The 24,696-nt window shown below is 70.9% G+C and carries 18 protein-coding genes, 3 pseudogenes and 1 riboswitch; of the genes and pseudogenes, 12 read left to right on the plus strand and 9 right to left on the minus strand.

Going from position 1 to position 24,696, the window contains the following annotated elements:
* Positions 1-12 precede the first annotated feature (12 nt).
* Genes tsaD through alaS form a run of 3 tightly spaced genes read left to right on the plus strand, consistent with a single transcriptional unit; the run spans position 13 to position 4,297 of the window.
* Positions 13-1,065: a tRNA (adenosine(37)-N6)-threonylcarbamoyltransferase complex transferase subunit TsaD gene (gene tsaD, locus ACFWJB_RS07650; protein WP_386920876.1), complete on the plus strand. Its 1,053-nt coding sequence runs from the start codon at positions 13-15 to the stop codon at positions 1,063-1,065.
* Complete coding sequence (locus ACFWJB_RS07655; protein WP_386920878.1) at positions 1,065-1,637, plus strand: GNAT family N-acetyltransferase; 573 nt, start codon at positions 1,065-1,067, stop codon at positions 1,635-1,637. Before tsaD ends, ACFWJB_RS07655 begins: the two co-directional genes overlap by 1 nt.
* Before the next feature lie 17 nt (positions 1,638-1,654).
* Entirely contained in the window at positions 1,655-4,297 is a 2,643-nt protein-coding gene (gene alaS / locus ACFWJB_RS07660) for an alanine--tRNA ligase (protein WP_386920879.1), read from the plus strand.
* Between the two features lie 131 nt (positions 4,298-4,428).
* Here alaS and ACFWJB_RS07665 read toward each other — a convergent pair.
* The 3 genes and pseudogenes from ACFWJB_RS07665 to ACFWJB_RS07675 form a co-directional block, all read right to left on the minus strand.
* A pseudogene (locus ACFWJB_RS07665) lies at positions 4,429-5,111 on the minus strand (iron reductase).
* A gap of 36 nt (positions 5,112-5,147) precedes the next feature.
* The gene (locus tag ACFWJB_RS07670) at positions 5,148-5,552 is read right to left on the minus strand and encodes a (2Fe-2S) ferredoxin domain-containing protein (protein ID WP_386920881.1); all 405 of its coding nucleotides are present in this window, start codon (positions 5,550-5,552) and stop codon (positions 5,148-5,150) included.
* Between the two features lie 63 nt (positions 5,553-5,615).
* Positions 5,616-5,743, minus strand: a riboswitch (cobalamin riboswitch).
* Between the two features lie 68 nt (positions 5,744-5,811).
* On the minus strand, positions 5,812-6,798 hold the full coding sequence (locus ACFWJB_RS07675) for a ferric reductase-like transmembrane domain-containing protein (protein ID WP_386920883.1): 987 nt from the start codon (positions 6,796-6,798) through the stop codon (positions 5,812-5,814).
* Positions 6,799-6,960: 162 nt separating this feature from the next.
* On the opposite strand from ACFWJB_RS07675, the pseudogene ACFWJB_RS07680 reads away from it, so the two are divergent.
* Positions 6,961-7,251: pseudogene (locus tag ACFWJB_RS07680) on the plus strand (histidinol phosphatase); the annotation flags it as partial.
* A gap of 203 nt (positions 7,252-7,454) precedes the next feature.
* Here ACFWJB_RS07680 and ACFWJB_RS07685 read toward each other — a convergent pair.
* Positions 7,455-7,887: pseudogene (locus ACFWJB_RS07685) on the minus strand (integrase); the annotation flags it as partial.
* Between the two features lie 275 nt (positions 7,888-8,162).
* Between ACFWJB_RS07685 and ACFWJB_RS07690 the strand changes: the two are divergent.
* The 7 genes from ACFWJB_RS07690 to ACFWJB_RS07720 all read left to right on the plus strand — a co-directional run bounded on the left by ACFWJB_RS07690 (position 8,163) and on the right by ACFWJB_RS07720 (position 14,235).
* A complete protein-coding gene (locus ACFWJB_RS07690; RefSeq protein ID WP_386920885.1) occupies positions 8,163-8,387 on the plus strand; it encodes a hypothetical protein in 225 nt (74 codons plus the stop codon).
* Positions 8,387-8,953 (plus strand): GNAT family N-acetyltransferase, encoded by a 567-nt coding sequence (locus tag ACFWJB_RS07695; RefSeq protein ID WP_386920887.1) that lies wholly within the window; start codon positions 8,387-8,389, stop codon positions 8,951-8,953. Before ACFWJB_RS07690 ends, ACFWJB_RS07695 begins: the two co-directional genes overlap by 1 nt.
* A 157-nt stretch (positions 8,954-9,110) precedes the next feature.
* Entirely contained in the window at positions 9,111-10,700 is a 1,590-nt protein-coding gene (locus tag ACFWJB_RS07700) for an ABC transporter substrate-binding protein (protein WP_386920889.1), read from the plus strand.
* A 26-nt stretch (positions 10,701-10,726) separates the two neighbouring features.
* Positions 10,727-11,695 (plus strand): ABC transporter permease, encoded by a 969-nt coding sequence (locus ACFWJB_RS07705; protein ID WP_386920919.1) that lies wholly within the window; start codon positions 10,727-10,729, stop codon positions 11,693-11,695.
* A 5-nt stretch (positions 11,696-11,700) separates the two neighbouring features.
* Positions 11,701-12,597: an ABC transporter permease gene (locus ACFWJB_RS07710; RefSeq protein ID WP_386920891.1), complete on the plus strand. Its 897-nt coding sequence runs from the start codon at positions 11,701-11,703 to the stop codon at positions 12,595-12,597.
* Between the two features lie 50 nt (positions 12,598-12,647).
* Positions 12,648-13,559, plus strand: a complete 912-nt coding sequence (locus ACFWJB_RS07715) for an ABC transporter ATP-binding protein (RefSeq protein WP_386920921.1) — start codon at positions 12,648-12,650, stop codon at positions 13,557-13,559.
* Positions 13,552-14,235 (plus strand): ABC transporter ATP-binding protein, encoded by a 684-nt coding sequence (locus ACFWJB_RS07720; protein WP_386920893.1) that lies wholly within the window; start codon positions 13,552-13,554, stop codon positions 14,233-14,235. Before ACFWJB_RS07715 ends, ACFWJB_RS07720 begins: the two co-directional genes overlap by 8 nt.
* Before the next feature lie 338 nt (positions 14,236-14,573).
* Here ACFWJB_RS07720 and ACFWJB_RS07725 read toward each other — a convergent pair whose 3' ends face one another.
* From ACFWJB_RS07725 to ACFWJB_RS07735, 3 genes are all read right to left on the minus strand, one after another.
* Positions 14,574-17,342 (minus strand): trypsin-like peptidase domain-containing protein, encoded by a 2,769-nt coding sequence (locus tag ACFWJB_RS07725; RefSeq protein WP_386920895.1) that lies wholly within the window; start codon positions 17,340-17,342, stop codon positions 14,574-14,576.
* Positions 17,343-17,350: 8 nt separating this feature from the next.
* The gene (locus tag ACFWJB_RS07730) at positions 17,351-17,755 is read right to left on the minus strand and encodes a hypothetical protein (protein WP_385462282.1); all 405 of its coding nucleotides are present in this window, start codon (positions 17,753-17,755) and stop codon (positions 17,351-17,353) included.
* 497 nt (positions 17,756-18,252) lie between these two features.
* Positions 18,253-18,615 carry a hypothetical protein gene (locus ACFWJB_RS07735; RefSeq protein WP_386920897.1) on the minus strand — a complete coding sequence of 121 codons (363 nt, stop codon included), beginning with the start codon at positions 18,613-18,615 and terminating at the stop codon, positions 18,253-18,255.
* A gap of 1,218 nt (positions 18,616-19,833) precedes the next feature.
* Between ACFWJB_RS07735 and ACFWJB_RS07740 the strand changes: the two genes are divergently transcribed.
* A complete protein-coding gene (locus ACFWJB_RS07740; RefSeq protein ID WP_386920899.1) occupies positions 19,834-20,241 on the plus strand; it encodes an FKBP-type peptidyl-prolyl cis-trans isomerase in 408 nt (135 codons plus the stop codon).
* 248 nt (positions 20,242-20,489) lie between these two features.
* On the opposite strand, the gene ACFWJB_RS07745 is transcribed toward ACFWJB_RS07740, so the two are convergent.
* Positions 20,490-20,807: an alpha-amylase gene (locus ACFWJB_RS07745; RefSeq protein WP_386920901.1), complete on the minus strand. Its 318-nt coding sequence runs from the start codon at positions 20,805-20,807 to the stop codon at positions 20,490-20,492.
* 428 nt (positions 20,808-21,235) lie between these two features.
* Positions 21,236-24,696 (minus strand): pullulanase-type alpha-1,6-glucosidase (pulA, locus tag ACFWJB_RS07750; protein ID WP_386920903.1); only part of this gene is annotated, 3,461 nt, incomplete at its 5' end.

The following is a 24,696-nucleotide window of genomic DNA, read 5'->3' on the forward strand; positions in this document are numbered from 1 at the left end:
AAAGGGTGGGCGATGAGGTCTGCGGTGGTGCTGGGCATCGAGTCGTCCTGCGACGAGACGGGCGCGGGTGTGGTCCGGGACGGGCGGCTGCTGGGGCACGCGGTGGCGTCGAGCATGGACGAGCACGCCCGCTTCGGCGGGGTGGTGCCCGAGATCGCCTCCCGCGCCCACCTCCACGCGCTGCGTCCGGTCGTCCGGCGGGCACTGGACGAGGCCGGGCTGCGGCTGTCCGACATCGGGGCGGTCGCCGTGACCACCGGCCCCGGGCTGTCGGGTGCTCTGCAGGTGGGTCTCGCCGGTGCGAAGGGCATCTCCTACTCGCTCGGCGTCCCGCTGTACGGGGTCCACCACCTGGCCGGGCACGTCGCCGCCGACACGCTGGAGCACGGCCCGCTGCCGAACCCGTGCATGGTGCTGATCGTCTCCGGCGGCCACACCTCTCTGCTCCTCGTCCGCGACCTCGCCCGGGACCGGATCACGCACCTCGGGGACACGCTGGACGACGCGGCCGGCGAGTGCTTCGACAAGGTCGCGCGGGTCTTCGGGCTGCCGTACCCCGGCGGTCCGGCCATCGACCGGACAGCGCGAGCGGGGGATCCTCGCGCTGTCCCCTTCCCGCGCCCGCTCCCGGGGTCGTACGACTTCTCCTTCTCAGGGCTGAAGACGGCCGCCGCCCGCTGGGCGGAGGGGCACGCCGGCCGCGAGCTGCCAGTGGCCGACGGCGCGGCATCGCTCCAGGAGGCCGTCGCCGACGTACTGACCCGCAAGGCGGTCACCGCCTGCGCCGAGCACGGGGTAGGCACTCTGGTCGTGGTCGGCGGCGTCGCCGCGAATTCCCGGGTGCGGTCGCTGGCCGAGGAGCGCTGCCGGGCGGCCGGGATCGAGCTGCGCGTGCCGCCGCTGCGGCTGTGCACCGACAACCGCGCGATGATCGCGGCCGTCGGCGACCTCCTCGTGCGCGCCGGAGCCGAACCGGCACCGCTGGACGTGTCCATCGATCCGTCGGCGCTGCTGGAGTACGCCGCCCTGCACCCGGTCGCCGCCGGACAGGCGGTGGCCGCCTGATGAGCACCGACCTCCACGTCTACGCGGACGCCGGTCTGCTCGCGCACACCGACGCGCTGCGATCGGTCTACGTCGACGCCTTCTGCGCCCCGCCCTGGAACGAGGACGAGGAGAGGGCGACGGAGTTCGTGGACCGGCTGCCGACGAACGTGGGCCGCCCCGGCTTCACGGCCGCTGTCGCCCTCCGTGGAGGGGAGGTCATCGGCTTCGCCACCGCCTGGACCACCCCCGTGCCCTTCCCCGCCGACCGCTGCCACCCGCAGGCCGCCGCCGGTCTCGGTCCCACGTACGCCGCGGACTGGCTGTGCGGCGCCCTGGAGATCGACGAACTGGCCGTCCGGACCACCGCCCGCGGCACCGGACTCGCCGCCGACCTCCTCGCAGCGGTGACCGCGCACGCACCCGACGGCCGGGCCTGGCTGCTGACCTCCGTCCAGAACAGTCGGGCCATGGCCTTCTACCGCCGCCAGGGCTGGGCACAGGTCACCCACCCGTCCCCCGACGGCAAGGGCATCGTCGTCTTCCTCGGTCCGCGCCACCCCGCCCGGTCCCTCGCCCCTCTCCCCCTGTAAGCCCCCGGAGCCCCGTCTTGCGTACCGCCGAGATCCGCCGCCGCTTCCTCGACTTCTTCGCCGAGCGCGGCCACACCGTCGTCCCCAGTGCCCCGCTGCCCACACCCGATCCGACCCTGCTGTTCGTCAACGCCGGTATGGTCCCCTTCAAGCCGTACCTGACCGGCGAGGCGCCGGCGCCGTGGCCGCGGGCGACCAGCGTGCAGAAGTGCGTGCGCACCCTGGACATCGAGGAGGTGGGCCGCACCACCCGGCACGGTTCCTTCTTCCAGATGAACGGCAACTTCTCCCTGGGCGACTACTTCAAGGAGGAGGCCATCGCCTTCGCCTGGGAGTTGTCGACCGCGTCGGTGGAAGGCGGCGGCTACGGCCTCGACCCGGACCGCATCTGGGTCACCGTCCACCACAGCGACGACGAGTCCCGCGCCCTGTGGCGGCGTATCGCCGGCCTGCCCGACGAACGGATCGTGGCCCGCGGCGACGAGGACAACTTCTGGTCCATGGGCGTGCCCGGCCCCTGCGGTCCCTGCTCCGAGCTGTACTACGACCGCGGACCCGCCCTGGGCCGCCCGGGCGGCCCGGCGGTCGACGAGGACCGGTACATGGAGTTCTGGAACCTGGTCTTCATGCAGTACGAGCGCGGTGAGGGCCCCGGCAAGTCCGGCTACCCGATCCTCGGCGAGCTGCCCCGCCGCAACATCGACACCGGCATGGGCCTGGAACGCATGGCCACCCTCCTCCAGGGCGTCGACAACCTCTACGAGATCGACGAGACCCGCCCGATCCTGGACCGGGCCGCCGCTCTGACCGAGGTGCGCTACGGCGCGGACGCGGAGGCCGACGTACGGCTGCGCGTGGTCGCCGACCACGTCCGCACCGCCCTGATGCTCCTCGCGGACGGCACCAGTCCGGGCAACGAGGGCCGCGGCTACGTTTTGCGCCGCATCCTGCGCCGCGCGGTCCGCTCCATGCGTCAACTGGGCCACGCCGAGCCGGTGCTCGTGGACCTGCTGGCGGTCGCGCGGGACTGCATGGCGCCCAGCTATCCCGAGGTGGCCGAGGCCTACGACCGCATCGCGGACCGGGCCGCGAGCGAGGAGGACGCCTTCCGGGCCACCCTGCGGCAGGGCACGACCGTGCTGGACACGGCGGTGGCCAAGGTGAAGGCGGAGGGCGGCCGTGCGCTGCCCGGCGCGCAGGCGTTCCTCCTGCACGACACCTACGGCTTCCCCATCGACCTCACCCTGGAGATGGCCGCCGAACAGGGCGTGCCGGTAGACCGCGAGGGCTTCACCGCGCTCATGCGCGAGCAGCGCGAACGTGCCAGGGCCGACGCGCGCGCCCGCAAGGCCGGCGGCACCGACCTCACCACCCTGCGCCCGGTGCTGGAGAAGCACGGACCGACCGACTGGCGCGCCTGGGACACCCAGACGACCGACTCCCGGGTCCTGGCGATTCTGAACGCCACGGGCCCGACGCCCGTGGTCCGCGAGGGCGACATCGCCACCGTCGTCCTGGACCGTACCCCCTTCTACGCCGAGTCCGGCGGCCAGGACAGCGACGCCGGCCGCTTCTCCGGTGCGTCGGTGGAGGCGGAGGTGCTGGACGTGCAGCGGCCGCTACCCGGCCTGGTCGTCCACCAGGTCCGTGTCCTGTCCGGCGAACTGGCCACTGGGGACCAGGTGCACGCTGCCGTGGACCCGGAGTGGCGGCTCGGCGCCCGCCAGGCCCATTCCGGCACCCACGTCCTGCACGCCGCCCTACGGCAGATCCTCGGCCCGACCGCCCTGCAGTCGGGCTCCTACAACCGCCCCGGATACCTGCGCCTGGACTTCCCCTGGCGCGGCGCCCTGTCCCCCACCGCCCGGAGCGACATCGAGCAGGCCGCCAACCAGGCCCTGCGCCGCGACCTCCCGGTCGGCGTGCGCTGGATGACGCTGCCGGAGGCCAAAGAACTGGGCGCACTCGCCCTGTTCGACGAGACGTACGGCGAGAAGGTCCGCGTCGTGGAGATCGGCGGCGCATGGTCACGGGAACTGTGCGGCGGCACCCACGTCGAACACGCCTCACAGATCGGCACGGTCGCCCTCACCTCCGAAAACTCGGTCGGCGCGGGCATGCGCCGCCTGGAGGCCGCAGTCGGCGTCGAGGGCTTCGGCTACCTGGCTCGCGAACGCGACCTGGTCAGCCGCATCGCCGAACAGCTCCAGGCACCGCGCGCCGAACTCCCCGACCGCATCGCCGGGTTGCTCGACCGACTGAAGGCCGCCGACCGCGAGAACCAGCGTCTCCGCGAGCAGGCCGACCGGGCCCGCGCAGGCGATCTCGCGGCCGACGCCACCGACATCGACGGCACCTTGCTGGTCACGGCCGTCACGGACGGCGACGCCCGGGCCCTTGCCATCGCCGTACGGGACCGCCTGCCCGCCGCTCGTCCCGGTGTGGTGGTCATCGGCACACCGGTCGGCGACCGGGCGACGCTGGTGGCCGCGGTGAACGGCGCGGCCCGGAGCGCGGGGCGGGACGCCTCGGCCCTGGTGAAGCGGCTGCTCGACGGCAGAGGCGGTGGCTCCCCCGAGCTGGCTCAAGGTGGCGGGATCCCGAGCGAACGACTCCCGGGCACTCTCGCCTCGGTCCCCGCCCTGCTCTCCGGCGCCTGACGTCGGGCGCCCTGTCCGGGGCCGTTCCGGACACGTGACACGGGACGGCGCCCGGAGGACGGACGTCCGCGCCGCCCGCCGTCCCGCACCACCGACCGGGCGGCGACGGCGGAACCCCGTCTCGGCACACCTCACGCCAGCCCGCAGTCACCGCACTTCGAGCCGTTCGGCGCACGGCAGTAGAGGCAGCAACTCCGGCGGCGGAACGCGAGGTCGGGGCCGGTGAGCGCTCCGGTGCCGGCCAGGCGTCCGGTGTCCAGCGGAGCGGTCGTGAGGCCGGTGAGCGGTCCGCGGACGGCTGAACGGAGTGCGAGCAGGACCTGGGCCGCACCGCGATCGCCGACGCCGAGTTGCCGTCCAGCGGGCGCGAGGCGATCTTGACGCGCAGTCCGTCGGCCAGTGCCGACAGGTGACCCGTCACCTGCTCGTACAGGGCGCGGACGGGGCCGCCGTCGAGCCGGTCGGCGTACCAGCCGGCCGGCCGGGGCACCCGGAGGACCGGACTGTCGTCGGCCCGCTGCAGTCCCGCCAGATCGGGGACGATCCCCTGCAGGACGACGCAGGCCAGAGCCGGTGATCAGAGGCGGGCGGCGTGACCGAGTTGAGCGATGGAGACGTCGACGCGCGGCTCCGAAGTGCGGTGACGTCGTGCGACGGCGCCGGCGAGGTCGGTGAATCCCGCCGCGTAGGTGTGGGCAACCGGGTGCCAGCCGTCGTCCGGTCCGCCGGCCTGCAGGGCGAAGAAGCCGTCGAGACTCGCCACGTCATGCGGGGCGGCGCCGACGGACGCCGTTGAGGCACGGGCTTCGTGCACGATTCCTGCTCTCCCTCCGACTCTCCGTCCGTGCGGTCAGGAGGCCGTACGCCGTCGCGGCGGCGTGATGGCGTACAGGTCGAGGATGTCCGGCCGGGGCGCGACGCCCGGTCCGCCGGCGCGTGCCCAGGCGGCGATGTCCTCGGTCGCGTCCGGGTCGTTGACCAGCCCCAGCCACACGGGCCGGGCGCCGGCTGCCCGGCCCTCGGCGGAGGGCTGGACGACGATGACGTTGGCGTGGTCGCAGACGTCGAGGCAGTCGGAGACGCGTACCGGTACCACGGCGCGCAGGCGTTCGGTCTGGGCCGCGTGGTCGACACCGGTCACCTTGGGGCTGCCGCAGCAGCAGTCGCGGCACACGACGACACGGCACGGCACGGGCCCGGCCGCCGTCCCGGTCTTCGCGTCGTCAGTCGTTCGTCCGGTCGGCGTTGCGCGCATGCGGTGCCGTCCCTCTCTCCGGGGAGATCCGCCCCGGTGGTCCGTCGAAGGAGGCGACCGCGTGAGTCTCCTGGCTCTCGGGTCGATGCGGCGTCCCGGCCTTCCCACCCGCTGCCGGGCAGTGGCCTGTCGGGACGTGCTCGCCGATCACAGTGGCGGGACCGCGCCGGAATCACACCGGCTTCCTCGTTCCGCCGTCGCCTTGTCGCCGGCCATCATCCCATCCCGGGATGCCGTGCCGCCCGCCCGGTGCCGGCCGTCAGTCCGTTTCCTGGGCGTGCGGTGCCGTCGCGGGCGGATGGGCCGGACGGTCCCGTCCGCCGTCACGGCCGGACACCACCACGACGACCAGCCCGACAACGACGGCTCCGGCGACGAGGCGTCCGGCCGCGCGCGCCCACCAGGCCGGACGGGCCGCGCCCGCGCCTCCCCTCGGCGGGCCCAGCCGTTCGGCCCGCCGAGCAGGTCTCAGCAGACGGACCGACAGCAGCGCGGCGACAGGCAGTTGCAGCGGCCACAGGACGGTGCGCGGCCCCTCCCCGTACCAGACGTTGGTTCCGTACAGCAGGGCGTGCCACACGCTCAGCACGTGGACGACGATCACGAAGCGGTGCAGCCGTCGCCAGGTGTTCGCCCCGATGCGATACCGGACGTAGAACACCAGCCCGAGCGGGATCGCCAGGTACAGGGCACCCTGTCCGACCGGGATGGCGATCCGGCCGGTGCCGGAGTCGTACCAGCCGGGCACGAAGCTGTCGGCGAAGCCCACCCACAGTCGCTCGGCCGAGCCCACCTTCGTCTCGTAGCGTACGAGTTCCGCCGCGAACATCAACGCGTGCGCGAACATCAGCGCCGTCGTCGTCAGGCTCGTGGTGCGGTGCCAGCGCTCCAGTACCTGCCGGGAGACGGGCAGCCGGGCGGGACGCGGCCCCGACAGCAGCAGACCCAACATGACCGTGCCCCAGGCCCACAGCAGCCCCGACCAGCCGAAAGCCTGGCTGAGCAGGTACAACCAGTAGGTGCCGGCATCGTCCATGAACGGCATGACCGCGACGGTGTCCGAAGCACCCGACTCCAAGCGCGTCCACAGGAGGGCGAACACGAGCGCCGTGACCACCACCACCGCAGTGGCGTCGGGCAGGGCGGAGCGCAGGTCGCCCCGCGGAGCGACGCGGTCCTCGGGAGGCCGTTGCCTTCCGGGCGGGGCTGCTGCCCCGTCTTCGTCCGGCCTCGTGTCCGACGTCATCAGGGGCCTCCCGGGCACGGGCCACCGCGGCGACGGGTGTGCATGTGTCGTGAGGCAACAAGTCCGGCTGATGGGGCAGCGATCCCTTGAGGCGCTATCCGGCCGGAGCCGCCGCGACAACTGGACGAGGACACACCTGGTTTCTGCCTTCCCTCCACATTCAATGAACCCACCAACCACCTCGACATCCGGCATCAACTGTCCGTGCTCGGCACCCTGTGCCGCCTGCCCGCCACCGTGCTGCTCGCCCTGCACGACCTCAACCTGGCCGCCTACTACTGCGACCGCCTCTACGCCCTGCACTCCAGCGAAGTCACCGCCTTCGGCCAACCCACCGAGATACTCACCCCGCAGCTCCTGGCCGAAGTCTGGGGAGTGACGGCGGAAGTCGCCCTCCATCCGCGCACCGGCGCCCCGCAGGTGACGTGCCTCCTCGAAGAACCACGCGACTGAAGGACCCACCGGTACTGCCCCAACCCCATCCACGCCACCTGGGACGGAACAGGAGGCGTGGCCAGTGCCTCCAGGGCGCCGGGATGCCTTGACCTGCTATTACGCGTCCACCATGGACTGACGTGGAGGCCCATAGACGGCCTCCGCGTCCTGTGCCAGGTGGTGCCGTCGCAGCCCCGACAGGTTTCGTCGCGGCGTCGGACTGCCTCCCACAGGCCGGCGTTCAGGACGCGTGCCGCCTTGGCGACGCTTCCCGGCATCAGGTGCCGACAGGTGCGGTACGTCTCCTCGATCGACCTGTGCCCCATCCACTCGGCCACGTCCGTGATCGGGATGCCGCTGCCGAGTGCGTTGGAGGCGAAGTAGTGCCGAAAGCCGTACAACCTCCCTCGTCGTGCCGTGCTTTGCCTCGTAACGTTCGATTGCCTCCCGGAACTCCCCCACCTTGCGGTGTCTCAGCTTCGCCGGCTGATGTGTAGGGGAATGGATCTGCTCGTGCACCCGGTACACGTCATCCGCCACCGGGTTGTTGGTATTCACGGCCCTGGCTTCACCATTGCGTAGCCCGCACCCCGCCATCATCACGATCTCCAGAGCAAGGTCGTCACCCGCCACAGCCAGAGCCCGCCTCGCATACCCAAAGGCAGCGCCTCCCACCAGGCGTCAAGGAGGCCAAGGGGGTGCAACGCCCACCGATGACCACCACCGGCGTTCGAGCCGGTCCCGCCGATGGTCACAGCGGCGGGCGGGAGGGCTAACAGGGGTCGCTGCTCGGGGCCTTGGCGTTCGGGGGCCACCAACGGATGTGCACGTATACGACGGTGACCTGCGCACCTCTGGAGGGGTACACATCAGCACCCAGTTATTGCACAATAGTTGCAATAACTTTGAGAGTGCAGGAAGGGCGGGTGATGGGTCCTCCGATCGTTCTCGGCATCGAGTCGTCCTGTGACGAGGCCGGTGCCGGGCTGGTCCGTGACGGGCGGCTGCCGGGGCATGCGGTGGCGGCGGCCTGCGCCGAGCACGGCGCGGGGACCCTGGTGGTGGTGAGCGAGGGCGCCGCGGACTCCCGCGTGCGATCCCTGGCCGAGGAGCGCTGCCAGGCCGTTGCGGGGGCCAAGGCGGTGGCGGCCTGATGGACATCCGTGTCTTCAAGGGCGCCGAGTTCCTCACGCACGTCGAGGAACTGCGCTCCGTGTACGTCGACGCCTTCTGCGCCCCGCCGTGGAACGAGGACGAGCAGAAGGCCGCCGAGTTCGTCGGACGGTTGCCGGGGAACGTACGGCGTCCGGGGTTCACGGCCGTCACCGCGGTGAACGACGGGGAGGTGCTCGGCTTCGCCACAGCCTGGACCACCCTCGCACCCTTCCCCGATGACCGCTGCTACCGGCAGGCCGCCGCCGGGCTCGGCACCGAGCGCACCCTTGACTGGCTGTGCGGCGCCCGCGAGATCGACGAACTCGCCGTCCGCCCCTCCGCCCAGGGCACCGGCCTCGCCGCCGCGCTCCTGGAGGCCGTCACCGCCGACGCCCCCAAAGGCCGCAGCCGGCTTCTCACCTCGGTCGGGGCACCCCGGGCTGCTTCCTTCTACCGCAGCCAGGGCTGGACCCAGGCCACCCATCCCTCTCCGCAGGGCAGCGGCATCGCGGTCTTCCTCGGCCCGCAGCATCCAGCCCGCACGGCCGCCGCGGCGGGCTTATGAGCACCCTGGAACTCCGCCTGCCCCCTGGCAAGACGCCCGCCCCGCGCTTCATCGGTGACGGACTGACGCGCGACGTGCCCGGGTAGTCCTCCCGGGTAGTCCCGCCATCGCACATGACATGCAACAACTAACCACAAGCAACAAGGGTGTGAGGCTCATGACGACCCGTCGAATACGAGGTGCCGCCGTCACGGTGGCGGCGGTGGTGGCCGGGGTCGCCGCCTGCTCCGCGCCCAGCGACGGCGAAAGCGGCGGCAACTCCGCCGACTCGGTCGTGATCGGGGTGGCCTCGGAGCCCGACACCCTCAGCCCCCTGCTGGGCTACGGCAAGGACGGCAACTCGAAGATCTTCGACGGCCTCCTCGCCCGGGACGCCGGTCTGAAGTTGAGACCGGCCCTGGCGAAGGCCCTCCCCGAGGTGGCCGCCGACGGGCTCACCTACACCTACACCCTGCGTGACGGCGTGGAGTTCAGCGACGGCGAGCCCCTCACCGCCGCCGACGTGGTCTTCACGTACGACAAGATCTTCGACGCGAAGACCAACAACACGGCCCGCAGCGAGCTGAACGCCATCAAGGACGTGCGGGCCGACGGCGACGACAAGGTGGTCTTCACCCTCAAGTACCCCTACGCCCCGTTCGCCGGGCGCACGGTCCTGCCCATCGTCCCCGAGCACATCGCCGCCAAGCAGGACCCCAACACCGGCTCCTTCAACACCAAGCCGGTCGGCACCGGCCCGTACGTTCTCTCGGCCTGGCGCAAGGGCGAGAAGCTCACCTTCAAGGCCAACCCGCACTACTGGGGCGGCGTACCGAAGGTGAAGACGTTCACCATGGCGGTCATCGCGGACGACAACGTGCGCGCCACCCGGCTGCGCGCGGGCGACCTGGACGGGGCCGTCCTCCCGCCCAACCTGGCCGCCACCTTCAAGAGCGACAACGGCAGGAAGACGTACGACGCGAAGTCCTACGACTTCCGCACCGTCACCCTTCCGCAGGAGAACAAGGTCACCGCCGACCGCGCCGTCCGGCAGGCCCTCGACGCCGCCGTGGACCGCGAGGCCATGGTCGACAAGATCCTCGACGGCGCCGGCCGACCGGCGCACGGGCCGCTGCCCGTCGACGACCCCTGGTACGCGAAGGGCATCGAGCGCGGACAAGACCTCACCAAGGCCAAGCGGATCCTGGACCGCGCGGGCTGGAGGACCGGCAAGGGCGGCATCCGCGCCAAGGACGGACAGCGGGCGGCGTTCACCCTGCTCTACCCCTCGGGCGACAAGGTCCGCCAGGACCACGCCCTCGCCTACGCTTCCGACGCCAAGAAGGCCGGCATCGACGTGACGGTGGAGAGCGCCACCTGGGAGGTCATCGAGCCCCGCATGAAGAACGACGCCGTCCTCGCGGGCTTCGGCAGCACCGGCGACCCCGACTTCGGCCTCTACACCCTGCTGCACTCCTCCCTCGCCGGCGACGGCTTCAACAACATGGCCCGCTACGACAACCCGACCGTGGACAAGGCACTCGACACCGGCCGCCGCAGCTCGGACACGGCGACCCGAAGGGCCGCCTACGACACGCTGCAGCGCGCCCTGGTGGCAGACCCTGGCTACACGTTCCTGACCCACATCGACCATCTGTACGTTCTCGCGGACCGCTGGGACGGGTTGACCACGCAGCTCGAGCCGCACGAGCACGGCTTCGCCAGCGGCCCGTGGTGGGACATCGAGGACTGGCAGCCGAAGAAGTGACCACCACCTTCCTGCCCTGGGGCGCGATGGCACGTCTGGCGGGGAGGCGGCTGCTGTTCGCCGCCCCCATCCTCCTCGTCGTCACCTTCGGCGTGTTCGCCATCGCCGCGGCCTCCCCCTTCGACCCCGTCAAGGCCTACGCCGGCACGGCCGCCCTCGGCGCCGACCAGGAGACCCTGGACCGGCTGAGGGACAACCTCGGCGCGGACCGGCCCTTCATCGCCCGCTGGTGGGAGTGGCTGACCTCCGCTCTCGGCGGCGACCTGGGCCAGTCCAGCGTGCTGCGGCAGCCGGTGACACAGGTCATCGGCGAACGCCTGGTGTGGTCCTCGCTGTTGTGCGCGGTCGCGTTCGTCGTGGCCGTACTGGCAGGCACGGTCCTGGGGGTGCTGGCCGCCCGCCGCTCCGGATCGTGGCTCGACCGGATCGTCAGTTCGCTCGCCTACACCCTGGAGGCGGCGCCGGTTTTCTGGATCGCCCTGCTGGCCATCTGGCTGTTCGCCCTCCGACTGGACGTCCTCCCGGCGGGCGGCCTCACTGACACCGCAAGCGAGCAGGTCACCGCGGGGCAGGTCGCGAGCCACCTCGTCCTGCCCGCCGGTGTGCTCGCCGTCTCCCAGATCCCCTGGTTCACCCTCTACGTGCGCCAGGGGGTCGGCGACGCCCTGGCGGAGGACCCGGTGCGCGGCGCCCGTGCACGGGGCCTGAGCGAGAGCGCCGTCCTGCTGGGACACGCCCTGCGCTCCGGACTCCTTCCGGTCCTCACCCTGATCGGCTCCCGTGTCCCCGAACTCATCACCGGCGCGCTGCTGGTGGAGAGCGTCTTCAGCTGGCCCGGCATCGCGGCGGCCACCGTCGAAGCGGCCACCGCCGTCGACTTCCCCCTGCTCGCCGCCCTCACCACGCTGGCCACCGCCGCCGTCCTCGTCGGCAACCTGCTCGCCGACCTCCTCTACGGACTGTTCGACCCGAGGGTGAAACTCAGTGAAATGTGACTCCCATGGCTGAGGCCATAGCCGAGACCGAGAAGCCGTCGGGGACCGCATGGCGCTCCCCCGGCACGAGCCGCCGCTCCACCCGCACGCTGCGGGTGCGCACCTCGGTCGTCCTGCTGACGATGACCGCGCTCGCCGTGCTGCTCGTACCGCCGCTGGTCCAGCTCGACCAGCAGGCCGTCAACCTGTCCGCCAAGCTGCTGACGCCCTCCTGGGCGCATCCCTTCGGCACCGACGACGTGGGCCGGGACCTGCTGCTGCGCTGTGTCTACGGGCTGCGGGTCTCCCTGCTCGTCGGCGTGGCCGCGGCGCTCACCGCGACCGTGATCGGCACGGCCGTGGGTGCCACCGCCGGGGCGCTGGGCGGGTGGGCCGACCGGGCCCTCATGCGGCTCGTCGACGCCTTCTCCTCCGTTCCCCACCTGCTGCTCGGCATCTTCATCGTCGCGATGTTCCGGCCGGGCGTCTGGCCGGTGGTGGTCTCCGTCGCGCTCACCCACTGGCTTTCGACCGCGCGCATCGTCCGCGCCGAGGTCCTCTCCCTGCGCTCACGGCCGTACATCGACGCCGCCGTCTCCGGCGGGGCGTCCCGGTGGCGGGTCGCGGTACGGCACCTGCTTCCCGGCGTACTGCCTCAGGCCGCGCTCGCCGCCGTCCTGATGGTGCCGCACGCCATGTGGCACGAGTCGGCCCTGTCCTTCCTCGGCCTCGGCCTGCCCACCCATATGGCCAGCCTCGGCAACCTCATCCAGAGCGCACGCGGCTCACTGCTCGCCGGACAGTGGTGGCCGACCCTCTTCCCCGGCCTGTTCATCATCGTCCCCACCCTCGCCATCGCCGGCCTCGCCGGAGCCTGGCGGGAACGAATCAACCCCCGCCGCCGGTCGGAGCTGATGCTGTGAGCCAGCCACCCCCGATCCTCTCGGTACGCGGCCTGTCGGTGCGCTTCCTCATGCCCGGCGGGCGCCGCATCGCAGCCGTCACCGACGCTCGCTTCGACGTCGCGCCGGGCGAATGCCTCGCCTTGATCGGCGAAAGCGGCTGCGGCAAGTCCGTCCTCGCCTCCGCCCTCCTCGGCCTGCTCCCCGCCAACGCCCAGACCGCCGGTGAAGCCCGCCTCGGCGACCTCGACCTGCTCGCCGCCGATGAACGGACCCTCGCCCGCACCGTCCGGGGCCGCCGCGTGGGCCTCGTCCCCCAGAGCCCGGCCGCTCACCTCACCCCCGTGCGCACCATCCGCTCCCAACTGGAGGAGACGGTCGCCGCGCTGACGGACGTACGAGGCCGCGCGGCCGTACGCAAAGCCGCCGAGACAGCCGCGTCCCGTACGGCATTCCCCGTCGACCACCTCGACCGCCACCCGCACGAACTCTCCGGCGGCCTCGCCCAACGGGCCGCCACCGCCCTCGCCCTCGTCGGCGACGCGCCCCTCCTGCTGGCCGACGAACCGACAACCGGGCTCGACCGCGACCTGGTGGAGCACACGGTCGACGAACTGCGACGGCACGTCGACGACGGTGACCGGGCTCTGCTGATGATCACTCACGACCTGAACGCCGCAGAGCGCATCGCCGACCGGGTAGCTGTCATGTACGCGGGCCGCATCGTCGAGGTCGCGGCCGCAGCCGCCTTCTTCGGCGCTCCCGGCCCCCGCCACCCCTACAGCCGGGGCCTGCTCGCCGCCCTGCCCGACCGCGCCTTCACCCCCATCCCCGGCATGCCCCCGGAACTCGGCGACCTCCCCGAAGGCTGCGCCTTCGCCCCACGCTGCGACCGCACCACCGGCACCTGCACCACTGCCCCTCCGTTGGCCAACGCCATCGCCTGCCACCACCCGCACGTCGCGGAGGACGCCCGTGCTTGAACTGCACGCCATCACCGCCGGCTACGACAGCCACGCACCGGTCGTCCGAAACGCCTCCCTCACCGTCGAGCCGGGCGAAGCCGTCGGTCTGCTCGGCCCCAGCGGCTGCGGCAAATCCACTCTCGCCCGGGTCGCCGCCCTCCTGCACCGCCCCGACTCCGGCACCGTCCGCCTCGACGGCGCACCGGTACGCCACTGGCGCCACCGCGCCCCCCGCGAACAACGCACCGCCTTCGGCGTCATCTTCCAGCAGCCCAGACTCTCCGCGGACCCTCGACTGAAGCTCACCGACCTGATCGCCGAACCCCTGCGCGCCACCGGCCGCCAAGACGCACGACTGCCCGAGCGGGTCACCGAACTCGCCGCAACCGTCGGCCTGACCCCGGACCTGCTCGGCAGACGCCCCCACGAAGTCAGCGACGGCCAACTCCAACGCGCCTGCCTCGCCCGCGCCCTCGTCCTGCGCCCGCGCTGGCTGATCTGCGACGAGATGACCGCCATGCTGGACGCCTCCACCACCGCCGCACTCGTCACGGCCGTCGAGGACTACCGCCGGACGACCGGTGCCGGCCTGCTGGCCGTCGGCCACGACCGCACCCTCCTGGACCGCTGGTGCGACCGCACCGTCCACTGGGAAACGCTCCGCAGCCGCCAGTCCATCGCCGGACGGTCGTGAGTCGTCACACGACAGGCCGGCCGCCGCCCTGGCCCGGGTCGACGCCCTGGCCGACCGGACCGGTCGCTGCCATCGCCTCCACGCCGCCCGGGCGTCGCTTCTGCGCGACCTCGGCCGCACCGACGATGCCCGGCAGGCCGACGAGCAGGCATGCCGCTCACCGTCAACCCCGCCGAACCCACTCTGCTCACCGCCCGGCTCAGTGGCGGCTACGACACGCACGGCCTCCCGCAGTGGGGGCAGGGATGACCACTCCAGCGCGGACTCGGGCAGGCGTGCCCCCCTGCAGAAGCAAATACGGTGCCGTGATCGAAGCCTCGCCGGTGTGCGGCCGGTGGTCAACCGAAGAGTGCCAGTACGGCGGCGAGCACGGTGAGAACGGCCAGCGAGCCGATGGCGGCCTGGCTGAGACGGACACGGCGCCGCAAGTGGCGGCTCAACAGGATGTAGTCGCGCTCGTCGGCGACGATGTCTGTGGGGTCCAATGCCATCCGGCGTTCGGCCTCCGCGAGGTCGGCACCGCGCAACAGGCGTGCAGGGTCGCGATGCTGAATCTCCCAGCGGTTGAGGTCAGCCCGCAGTGCTTCCTGCCAGAGGCGGAAGTCCCGGGACTCGACGAGCCAGAGCCCAAGGGCCGGCCAGAGTCCGATCAGCGCCTCGTGCGCCAGATCGACGATCTCCTCCTGGACCGCGCCACCTGGGGCAGGTGAGAGCACAACGAGCCTACTGGCGGCCAACTTCTGTGCTACCTCCATGATTTCAGGGGCGAGGTCGGCGGCACGCGCGGATCGAGGGGAGAACGTGTCACCGTCACCGGGTCGGGCCAACTGTATGAACAACCGTCGAGCCCACTCTTGTTGACCTTCGGGCAGTTCGGAGAGCACCCGGTCCGCGTATGTGACCACACAGCCCGGCACGCCGCCCAGGAAGTCGTAGGCGGCGTGGGTGAGCGTCGAGCGGGTGCGACGGGTCCATAGCTCGGTGAGGGCGAACTGGACGAGTGGCATCCGCCCGGGCTCGTTGCATGAATCCGCGACGATCCGTTCAGGTAGTCCCGGCTCGAACCACAGCCCCGGCACGGCGTCGACGGACGCGGATATCGCCCGCCCCAGATCGTTGACGGGCAGCGGGGCAAGGAACTGTACGGCGTCGCCGGCGAGGTCGAACGCGTCGGGCGTCTTCAGTAGTTCGAGGGAGGCGGGCCGCGCGGTGGCGACCACCCGCAGCACCGCCACGCCGTCCTGGCCTGACAGGGCGGCGAGCAGCGTGAGCAGGTCTCTCGCGGCGGCAGGCTCGGCGTCCGCGTACTCCTCGAGTTGATCGACGAAGATGATGTGCCCGGGGCCTTCTCCGCAAGCGAGGACCTTGCCGCGCAGTTCGGCGGGTGCGTTGCCGCCGGTCTCCAGGAGCTGTGTCAGTTCATCACTCTTGGCGAGCCGTTCGACCTCGCCAAGCTCCGGCTCCAGGGTGTTGGTCAGGGCCTTGGCGAGAGCTTTGGACGCCGGCACCCCGGGCAACGGCCGCAGCTCGGATACTCTCATGCCCTGGGCTCGCAGCCTGGGCAGCAGCCCTGCCAGTACGAGGGACGACTTTCCGCACCCCGAAGGCCCCGCCACCAGTGTCACGCTCTGATTGAGCACAGCCGTGTACAGGCGGTCGGTGTCACTTTCGCGGCCGAAGAAGAACTCCGCGTCGTCCTCCGTGAATGCCGCGAGCCCTGGGAACGGACATCGCTGCTGGAGCGTCTGTTCCTGAACCAGGTCGGCCAGCAGCGCCAGATACGCGGTGCGCTCCTCGCCCCCGTGCACGGCGACCGTCATCCCGACGACGCCGTCCAGCGTCTCGTCCCAGACCGGCGCCCCGCTGAAACCTGCTCCGATGGCCGGCCCTGGCTCCTGCGCCTCCATCTGTACCCAGCCCGATGCCTGCTGCGCACGCAGCGTGCCCGAGACCCATACGCCGTCGTCGTAGTAGCGCGGGAAGCCGAACACCCGGAACGGGTGCTGCCACACGTCGGCTGCGTCGACAAGCGGCGCCGGCCAACTATCGTCGACTACTCCATCGAGCCGCAGCAGCGCCATATCCTCTCCGTCACGTCGCCAGGACACGACACTCGCCCTGGCCTTGGGACAGCCTCTGAGCCGCGGAAAGTCGAGTTGCACCCAGGAGTCGCTGGGCACCGGCTCCGCATGGCGCATCCCGAGTGCCATCGTGATGACGTGCGCACAGGTACACACCACGTCGGCGGCGACGAGGAACCCGGAACCGACCAGGTCACCGGTGGCCGAGTAGATGCGCACCTGCGACGCGGCGAGCGTCGGGCCCGCCCCATTGGGCCGATGCCCCAGGGGCACCAGGGCATGGGCGCGGTTGCGGGCGATGCAGATCCGCCCTGCTGTGTTGCGGTTCTGCTTCTGCGGCAACGGGCGGGACGCGGCATCGAGTTCGGTGTAGATCTTGTGGTACAGAATCTCCATGTCGAGCAGTTCACCGGCGCCCGTCACCCCCTTCTTCAGGGTGTCGAGCAGCGCACCGGTGAAGGCCGTGAACTCCTCCCCGGGCTCGGCGCGGGCCTCAGCCGTCTCCGAGGCAGCGGTGATGACGCAGGTGCCCTCCACGACGGCTTTGTCGACGACGTCTGTCGCCTCGCTGCTACCCATCGCGCCCACCAGCGCCCGGGCACTGAAGCAGCAGTCAATAAGTACTACCTTCTTCTCGGCGCGACTGCTGTGGATGGCGCGCCTCAGATCATCGAAGCGAAGCGCTGAGCGGACGCGGTGACTTCCCTTGCTCGACCCCGCAAGGGCCAGGTACAGCTCCCCGGTCAGCGGGTCGATCAGGCCGTGCCCCGCGTAGTACACGACCAGTGTGTCAACGGCGCTTGCGGCAGCTCGCTCAACCGCGTCCAAGATATCGTCGCTGCCCGGCAGTTGGGCCAGCACTTCAATCCGATCCTCCGGCACACCCCAGACGCTCGGGTCGGCCAGCAGGTCCCGAAGGCTGGTGAGGTTGTTCGCAACGGCGGGCAGATCCTCCAGTGCGGTGAAGCGGTGACAGCCGATCAGCACCACGTTGGAGGCGTCGGTCCGGGAGATCGCATCGGCCATACGGGACCTCAGGAGCCGGAGGTCGAGGCGGCGTCGGGATCGTCCGCAACGGAACCGGAACTGGAGTCCGCCCTGCGGAGCGTGTCGATGAGGGAACGGATCACTTCGGGATCGTCGGTGTTCACGGTCACCGGCACACCGTTCACCTCGATGCGCACGGCTGGCGGCGGTGACGGCCGGCTGGAGCGCCAGGCCACCAAGGTTGTCAGCAGGCTGCCCAGGGCGATCGAGTTGGAGAGCACGACATTCACGACCTCCAGGGAAAAGCCCCCCATGCTACCGGGAGGCGGGGGCTGAGCCCCTCCCATGAACACCCGCGCCTGCCCGCGCAGGCTCCGCTCTTCGTGGAGCCAACGGAGCAAAGCCTCCAAGTCGCCACCGACCACCTCGTCAACCTTCAGGGCAAGCTCCATGTGACATACGTTATCGCCTACGGACAGCACGCTTGTGAAAGACGCTGAAAGCCTCATCTGCCCAGGTCAACCACTCGTGTAGCCGAATAGCCGCAGCGCGGCGCCCCTAGCTGGACAACTGCACGCCGAACCTCACCGGCTCGCCTTGGCGCAAGCGGAGACGTCGAGGTGTCGCGTCGTCGCACCCCATGTGCCCGCGGACCTGTGCTCCTTACACCGGCCGAGGCGAGGGCATCGACTCTGCTCCCCCGCTCCTCGTCGCCTCCGCGTCGGCATCCGTACTGTGGCCGCGCACCAACCCCGACCTACACACGACGCAAATCCGGACCATACACGCGGCGTTCCATCGGTTCCGTGTAGTAGCCGCTCGGGCCGCGCAGGAGATATCCGTCCTGCGTGACGCCGTGCTTCCTTCTATCCGCCGGTGAGGACCAGAGGGTGGGGGGAGCCGAGGTCGAGGATGTCGGCGAGGAGACGCTCGTGGAGCGGAGTGAGCTTCACGCGGCGGTCGTGTCGGCCGGAGCGGTGCGGGGCAGCTCGGGGAAAGCGTTCTCCCAGACCTCGCGGATGTAGGGGCTGATCAAGCGCCGCAGCACGGGCCACTGCTCGGTGAGCAGCCGGTGGTGCAGGAGGGTCACCAGGTCCTCGCGCAGTCCTTCGGCGAGGACGGTCCGGTAGAACGTCATGCGGGACTTCGGACGGTCCAGGCTGTAGCTCGTCCGCCCGGACCAGACGATGTGGAGCGGCAGGTCCACGTTGCCCTCGATGGGGCCGGCCAGCTCCTGCAAGCGCTCGGGCAGTCGGCTGCGGTAGCGGTCCCGCAGCACCTCGGCGCGGGGCGCGGTGATCATCGTGTCCATGCATCCGGTATCGCTGCTGGGAGGCGGCGGCATGGCGGATACTGGGGTTCCCTGCCGTACGTACGTCGGGCGGCCGCCCGTCCTTCCCTCGGACATCTCACCCAGTGGGCGCTTAGCGCATCATCGCCTACCCGTGCAGGCCCTCAGGTGACGCGGCAAACCGGCTGCCCTGCAGACCCGGGGCCAGCCCCGCTCGCGGGCACGGGTGATCATGAGGCAGCAGGTTACGCGGAGGGCCGCCGCAGTGGAGTCGGCTGCGGCTTCGGTCTCGGTCTTGGAAATGACGATGGTGCCGAAGCCGAGGCCGATGGCGCCGGCGCAGGGGACGAGAAGGGCACCGGGGCGGGCGAGGTCGCGGTAGCGGCCGGAGGGGCGGGCGGTACCCATAAGGAACGCCGCTTCGGCCCCGACAGCCCACTCGCTCAGGACCCGTGCCGCGGACGAGCTGTCGAGTCACGCAGCGAACCTCCCAGGCGGGAGCCAGGCACCTGTGTTCGGGTCCCCCGTCATGGCGGCCACCAGGTCAGCAGCTGGGACGCTCCCGCGCCCGATGCTGGCCGCTTGCTGACCCGATCGGGGCCATCAAGCCTTTGACCTGCAAAAACACCCAAATGCTAGATCTTGGACTTGAACATGGTGCGCAGCATGTCGGACTTCTGGAAGACGGCTCCTTGCCTGCTTTGTGCAGGTCAAGGGCGGTCTTCACTGTACACGGGCATGCCTCCCGGCCGAAGGCCCTGCAGAACATCGGGCGCCGTACCGAGCAGACCATGCGCTTGTCCGGGCAGCCGTCCCGGACTGTTCGGGAACTGATGCTGATCAGACGCCGAGATCACCTTCCTGCCCGGCAGGGAGGACGACCCGCAACTGCGTCGGCCGGAGATCACCCTCGCCCGCCGGGTACTCGGCCGGCAGCCGGAGATGCCCCCTGCGGCACGGCCTGGCCGAGGTCGTCTCGTCGTCCAGGGAGCTGTGGGCGGCGGCGCGGCTCGACGCAGTCGACTGAACGGTGCGCGTCGGCCCTGGCCTTCTCTGCCGCTTCCCGCCCGGGCGTGCGGGGGCTCGTGCGCCGGCCGTGCGACGGACCGCGTACGCGGTCACTGATCCGGTGCGCTCCGGAAACCGGCAAGCGCGTTAGCGTGATCCCCTGCCGCATGGAGTGTCCATGTGCCGGGTCGGCCCGCACGAGGGTCTGCGACGGGGAGTGACGAAACTGCGATGAGTGAACTGACGAAGCCAGAGGTCGACGTCCCGGAGGGTGCTGCGCCTGCCGAGCTGACCATCCGGGACCTGGTCGTCGGGGACGGGGCCGAGGTGAAGCCGGGCACGGTGGTCAGGGTCCACTACGTCGGGGTGACCTTCGAGACCGGGAAGGAGTTCGACTCCTCCTGGGACCGTGACCAGCCCTTCAAGTTCGCCCTGGGCGGCGGCAGGGTCATCAAGGGCTGGGACCGGGGGTTGAGGGGGATGAAGGTCGGCGGTCGCCGCGAGATCGTCGTTCCCCCGCGTCTCGGCTACGGCAACCAGTCGCCCTCGCCGTTGATCCCGGCGGGCTCGACCCTGGTCTTCGTGGTGGACCTGCTCGACTCGTACTCCAGCACAGGCGGCTGGAGCAACGCCAGCTGACCCAGACCGTTCCTGCGTCCGCGTCCGCGCCCTCGCCCTCGCCCTCGCCCTCGCCCTCGCCCTCGCCCTCGCCCTCGCCCTCGCCTCAGGGGATCATCAAGCCGTCCGCTCGACGGTCGCAGCCGGGGTGACGGGCGTCCGGTCCGGCGGCTCCTGAACGCCTGCCGGACCAGGCATGCCGTCGTCACCACTCGGCGAAGACGAGCGCTCCCCGCAGGCTGGGAGCGCTCGTCCGTTCCGCGGTGCGGTCAGGCACCGTCGGCTTGGTCGCACAGGACGATGCCCTCGACCGTGTTCCCCTCGGTTCCGTAGCCCGGGAAGGTGAACCAGTCTCGCGGGGCCACCTCCTGGCAGGGAACGTCCGTTCCATCGCCGTACAGGACCTTCACCCTGTGGGGGGTGGGGCAGTCGTTGTTCACGAACGTGTAGCGCCACCCCGGGCTGTACGTCAGGCACGCGGGCACGGAGGCCTCGTTCTCCGCATGCTCCTGGGACCCGGCGTGGGCCACCGTGGCGGGCGCGGCCATGGCCAGAGCCACCGCGCACACCATGAAAGTCGAACGCACCAACCGCTTCATCAGAGTGCTCCCCTTCACTTGCTGAACGGACACCCTCAGAGTACGTAGGTCCGGCAGGGGTATGAAAAATATTGCGGCAAATTTCAGCAATCAGCGGTGCCGGTTTCGATGACCCCCACGAGACGCGGTTCCTTATGAACAAGCAGCTCAGCGGCCGAGTCGGCATCGCGCCGCAGGATGACAGGGCACGGACTGACGCATGAACCTGCGGGCCCCGTGAGATTACTGACGGATGAAGCGGCATGACTTACTCCTGTCACTGGACCGCGCTGCCGTCGACAAACGAACACATGGCCGTGCTCAGTGAGGCGGTCACGATAAGACCGAAAGCCATCGCCCCTCTCCCGTTCCGGCCCCCGAACACAGAAGTGCCCGTACCGGGCCGCCGGTACGGGCACTTCGCGGCCGGTTCCCTGTCAGCGCGTGAAGACCGCCACGGTACGGCCCGGTACCTGGAAGGTGCCGGTGCTCTTCGTGTAGGTCGCCGTCCTGACCACACGGTCCGCTCCGGCGGCCTGCACCGGGTGCAGCCGGTAGGCGCCTGCGCCCGGCACCGTCAGCCGCTGGGACCGCCGGTCGGGCGTGGCGTTGAAGACGACGACCAGGTCACCCAGTTTCATGGTGATCACGCCGGGCGTCTCGTCCTTCCCGGAGAGCGGGAAGGAGAGCGCCGACTGCACCTGTGCCACCGTGTCGAGGGAGAAGGCCTTCTCCGTGGTACGGATTCTCAGCAGGTCCCGGTAGGCGGCCGAGGCGCCCTGGATCTGCGCGCAGCCGACCCTCACGGCGCCGAGCAGGGCCTTGGCGTGGGGCCACTTGGCCTCGTTGTCGGTGGCCGGCGGCAGCCCCCGGCCGAAGCCGTTGCCGTCGGCGCAGTTCCAGTGGATCGCGTTGAACCAGTCGCCGCTGTCGAAGGAGTTGCGGTCCAGCGACTTGGAGCGCAGCAGGTCGGTGCCCGCCTGGGAGAGCGCCGGGCCCTGCGAGAGGGCGGCGGTCGCCATGGCGACGACCTGCATGCGGGCCCGGTCGTCGGCGGACGTGTCGGCGGGGAGCTTGTACGCGAGCGCGTCGAACAGGGTCTCGTTGTCGTGCGCGTCGGCGTAGGCGAGGGCGTCGCCCGGGGCCTCGGCGTACCCGGCGGGGGCGCCGTTGTAGTCGACCTCGGAGCTCTTGACCTCCTTGCCGTCGGTGTCGGTGAAGCGGTAGGCGGCGAGGTTGCCGGAGAGGCCGACCTTGATCAGGTCCTGGTAGTGCAGCAGGCGGGCCTTCTGCTCGGCCTCGGTGCCGTTCTCCTTCGAGGAGTTGGGGTCGGTGTACAGGCCGGAGGCGAAGCCCTGGACGCCGGGGTCGGCGTCGAAGGGGCTGCCGCCGCGCACGGCGTCGCGGGCCCGGTCGGAGAAGGTCGCGACGCCGGTGCCGGCCATGTTCTTCTGGGTGGCCTGGACGAAGCGGGCGTCGTCGGCGACCTCGCCGAAGTTCCAGCCCTCCCCGTACAGGATGATCTTCTTGCCGTCGACGCCGTCCTTCTCGGGGGTCAGCGCGTCGAGGGCCTCGCGGACGGCGAGGATGTTGGCCTTCGGGTGGTGGCCCATGAGGTCGAAGCGGAAGCCGTCGACCTTGTACTCCCTGGCCCAGGTGACGACCGAGTCGACGACCAGCTTGCCCATCATGGCGTTCTCGGGAGCCGTGTTCGCGCAGCAGGTCGAGGTGGCCACGGAGCCGTCGGCCAGCAGCCGGTGGTAGTAGCCGGGCACCACCTTGTCGAGGACCGAGGCCTCGGCCTGACCGCTTGCGACGGTGTGGTTGTAGACCACGTCCATCACGACCCGCAGGCCGTCCTCGTTGAGCGCCTTGACCATCTCGCGGAACTCGACCGTGCGCCGCGTCCCGTCCGGATCGGTGGCGTAGGAGCCCTCGGGGACGGTGAAGTGGTAGGGGTCGTAGCCCCAGTTGTAGGCGTCCTCGGCGGCGCCCTTCGCCACGCACTCCTGCTGCTCGGCGGAGTCGGCCGGATAGGAGGCAAGGTCGCATGCGGGGACGGCCCGGTCGACGGCCTTCTCGGGAACGGTCGAGAAGTCGAAAACCGGAAGCAGGTGCACGTACGAGGTACCCGCCTTGGCCAGGGCACGGAGGTGTCTGCTGCCCGCCGAGTTCTTGTCGGTGAAGGCCCTGTACGTGCCCCGCTCCGTCGCCGGGACGGTCGAGTCCTCCACGGAGTGGTCGCGGACGTGCAGCTCCTGGATCTGCGCGTCCTTGAGCGGGACGGCCGGGGGTTTGTCCAGCCCGGACCATCCCGCGGGCGCCAGGGACCTGTCCTTCAGATCGACGACGAGACTGCGTGCGGAATCGGCAGTCAGAGCCACGGAGTACGGGTCGGTGACCTTGTTGGTGACGATCCTGCGGGCCGCCGGGGCCCACACCGTGACGACGTACCGGTACGGCTTGCCCTTCCAGGCACGCGATCCGGTCACCGACCAGACGCCCGTGTCGCCGTCGCGGCGCATCGCTACGCGCCGGCCGTCCAGGTCGAGGGACACGCTCTTCGCCGTGGGGGCCCAGATGGACAGGGTGGGCCTGCCCCGGTCGAAGACGGGTCCGAGGCGGGCCTTGCGCGCCGCACCGTAGAGGTCGTCCAGCACGCCGGGGGTCTGGACGCCCGTCGCCGCGAGCAGCGCGCCGTTGGCGGCCCGCTGCGTGGCGATGAGCTGGCCGCGCAGCGCCTCCCGCACCCGGTCCCGGTCACGCGGGTCGACGGACCAGGCGGTGCCGTCCTTCAGGTGCCGGAACTTCGCCTTCTGGGCGTCGCTGAGGGTCGTCGGCACCAGACGCAGCCAGTGCCCCTCGTCGGAGAGGGCGCCGTCCTTGACGGTGATGTCGCCCTTGGGGGCGTACACGAGCTGCTGGCTGGTGGCGTCGGTGGCCTTGACGTTCCACACCACCGTGTCCGCGTCGATCCACTGGGCCTTGGAGGCGCCGAGGTCCAGGTCGGGGGCGGAGCCCACGGTCGGCAGCAGGTAGCCGGCGGTGCCGCCGAGGAGCCAGACGTCCTTCCCGTGGGTGGCGAAGTCCAGGGACCGGTCGCTGGCGATGTCCTTCTCGTCGCCCTTGTGGACGATGTAGCTGAGGGACGTGGCGCCGTCGGCGAGGGGCACTTCGAAGGTCACGCCGAAGCTGTCCCGGCCAACCGGGCGCAGCGGCTTGGACCAGTCGGTCGGGTTGGCCGCGCCGGTCCAGGTGTGCAGGCCCCAGCCGTCGTAGTCGCCGTCGGAGCGGTGGTAGTGAAGGACGGCCTTCTTCTGGTCCTGCGGCGGATAGGCACCTTCGGGTGCGGTCACCGCCTGCCCGTCCTTCCCCTGCTCGATCCAGACCTCTCCGGTCTCCGCCGTCTCGAGGGTGCGCCGCGGGCCGTCCGCGGTGCCGTCCTTCTCGACGGTGTAGGTCACGTCGCCGGCACGGTCGTCCAGTTTCACCCAGGCGAAGGCTCCGTAGGCGTCACGGCCGGTGAAGTCCGCGGTTGTGGCGCCCGACTTGAGCTGCCAGCCGTCGTAGTCGCCGTCCGTCCGCCGGTAGTGCACCACGGCGTAGGGGCGGTCCACCGCGCTCGGCTTCTCGGGGGCGGGGGGTTGTCCGGCGGTGGTGGCGGCGGTGTCGCTCGCGGTGCGTCCCGCGTGGTCGACCACGACGGCCTTGTAGCGCACCGGTGTTCCGGCGCGCACCGTGTCCGGCAGGTGCTGGGTCACCCTGTACGGCGCGTGGTCGGCCGAACCCAGGGTGTGCCAGGGCCCGTTGCCGACCTGGGCGGCGAACACCACCCGGTTCAGCCCGCCGCCGTCCACCTCGGCAGTGACCTCCACGTCACCGGTGGCACCGGCCGCGG

The organism is Streptomyces sp. NPDC127100, assembly GCF_042724095.1.
Lineage (GTDB): Bacteria > Actinomycetota > Actinomycetes > Streptomycetales > Streptomycetaceae > Streptomyces.

Excerpts from the sequence above, each read along its gene's own strand:
- ACFWJB_RS07740 (WP_386920899.1), top strand. The coding sequence starts at position 19,834 with ATGAGTGAACTGACGAAGCCAGAGGTCGACGTCCCGGAGGGTGCTGCG.
- ACFWJB_RS07675 (WP_386920883.1), bottom strand. The coding sequence starts at position 6,798 with ATGACGTCGGACACGAGGCCGGACGAAGACGGGGCAGCAGCCCCGCCC.
- ACFWJB_RS07690 (WP_386920885.1), top strand. The coding sequence starts at position 8,163 with ATGGGTCCTCCGATCGTTCTCGGCATCGAGTCGTCCTGTGACGAGGCC.
- ACFWJB_RS07700 (WP_386920889.1), top strand. The coding sequence starts at position 9,111 with ATGACGACCCGTCGAATACGAGGTGCCGCCGTCACGGTGGCGGCGGTG.
- ACFWJB_RS07695 (WP_386920887.1), top strand. The coding sequence starts at position 8,387 with ATGGACATCCGTGTCTTCAAGGGCGCCGAGTTCCTCACGCACGTCGAG.
- ACFWJB_RS07670 (WP_386920881.1), bottom strand. The coding sequence starts at position 5,552 with ATGCGCGCAACGCCGACCGGACGAACGACTGACGACGCGAAGACCGGG.
- ACFWJB_RS07705 (WP_386920919.1), top strand. The coding sequence starts at position 10,727 with ATGGCACGTCTGGCGGGGAGGCGGCTGCTGTTCGCCGCCCCCATCCTC.
- ACFWJB_RS07715 (WP_386920921.1), top strand. The coding sequence starts at position 12,648 with ATGCCCGGCGGGCGCCGCATCGCAGCCGTCACCGACGCTCGCTTCGAC.
- ACFWJB_RS07725 (WP_386920895.1), bottom strand. The coding sequence starts at position 17,342 with ATGGCCGATGCGATCTCCCGGACCGACGCCTCCAACGTGGTGCTGATC.
- tsaD (WP_386920876.1), top strand. The coding sequence starts at position 13 with ATGAGGTCTGCGGTGGTGCTGGGCATCGAGTCGTCCTGCGACGAGACG.
- ACFWJB_RS07735 (WP_386920897.1), bottom strand. The coding sequence starts at position 18,615 with ATGGACACGATGATCACCGCGCCCCGCGCCGAGGTGCTGCGGGACCGC.
- ACFWJB_RS07655 (WP_386920878.1), top strand. The coding sequence starts at position 1,065 with ATGAGCACCGACCTCCACGTCTACGCGGACGCCGGTCTGCTCGCGCAC.
- ACFWJB_RS07710 (WP_386920891.1), top strand. The coding sequence starts at position 11,701 with ATGGCTGAGGCCATAGCCGAGACCGAGAAGCCGTCGGGGACCGCATGG.
- ACFWJB_RS07730 (WP_385462282.1), bottom strand. The coding sequence starts at position 17,755 with ATGGAGCTTGCCCTGAAGGTTGACGAGGTGGTCGGTGGCGACTTGGAG.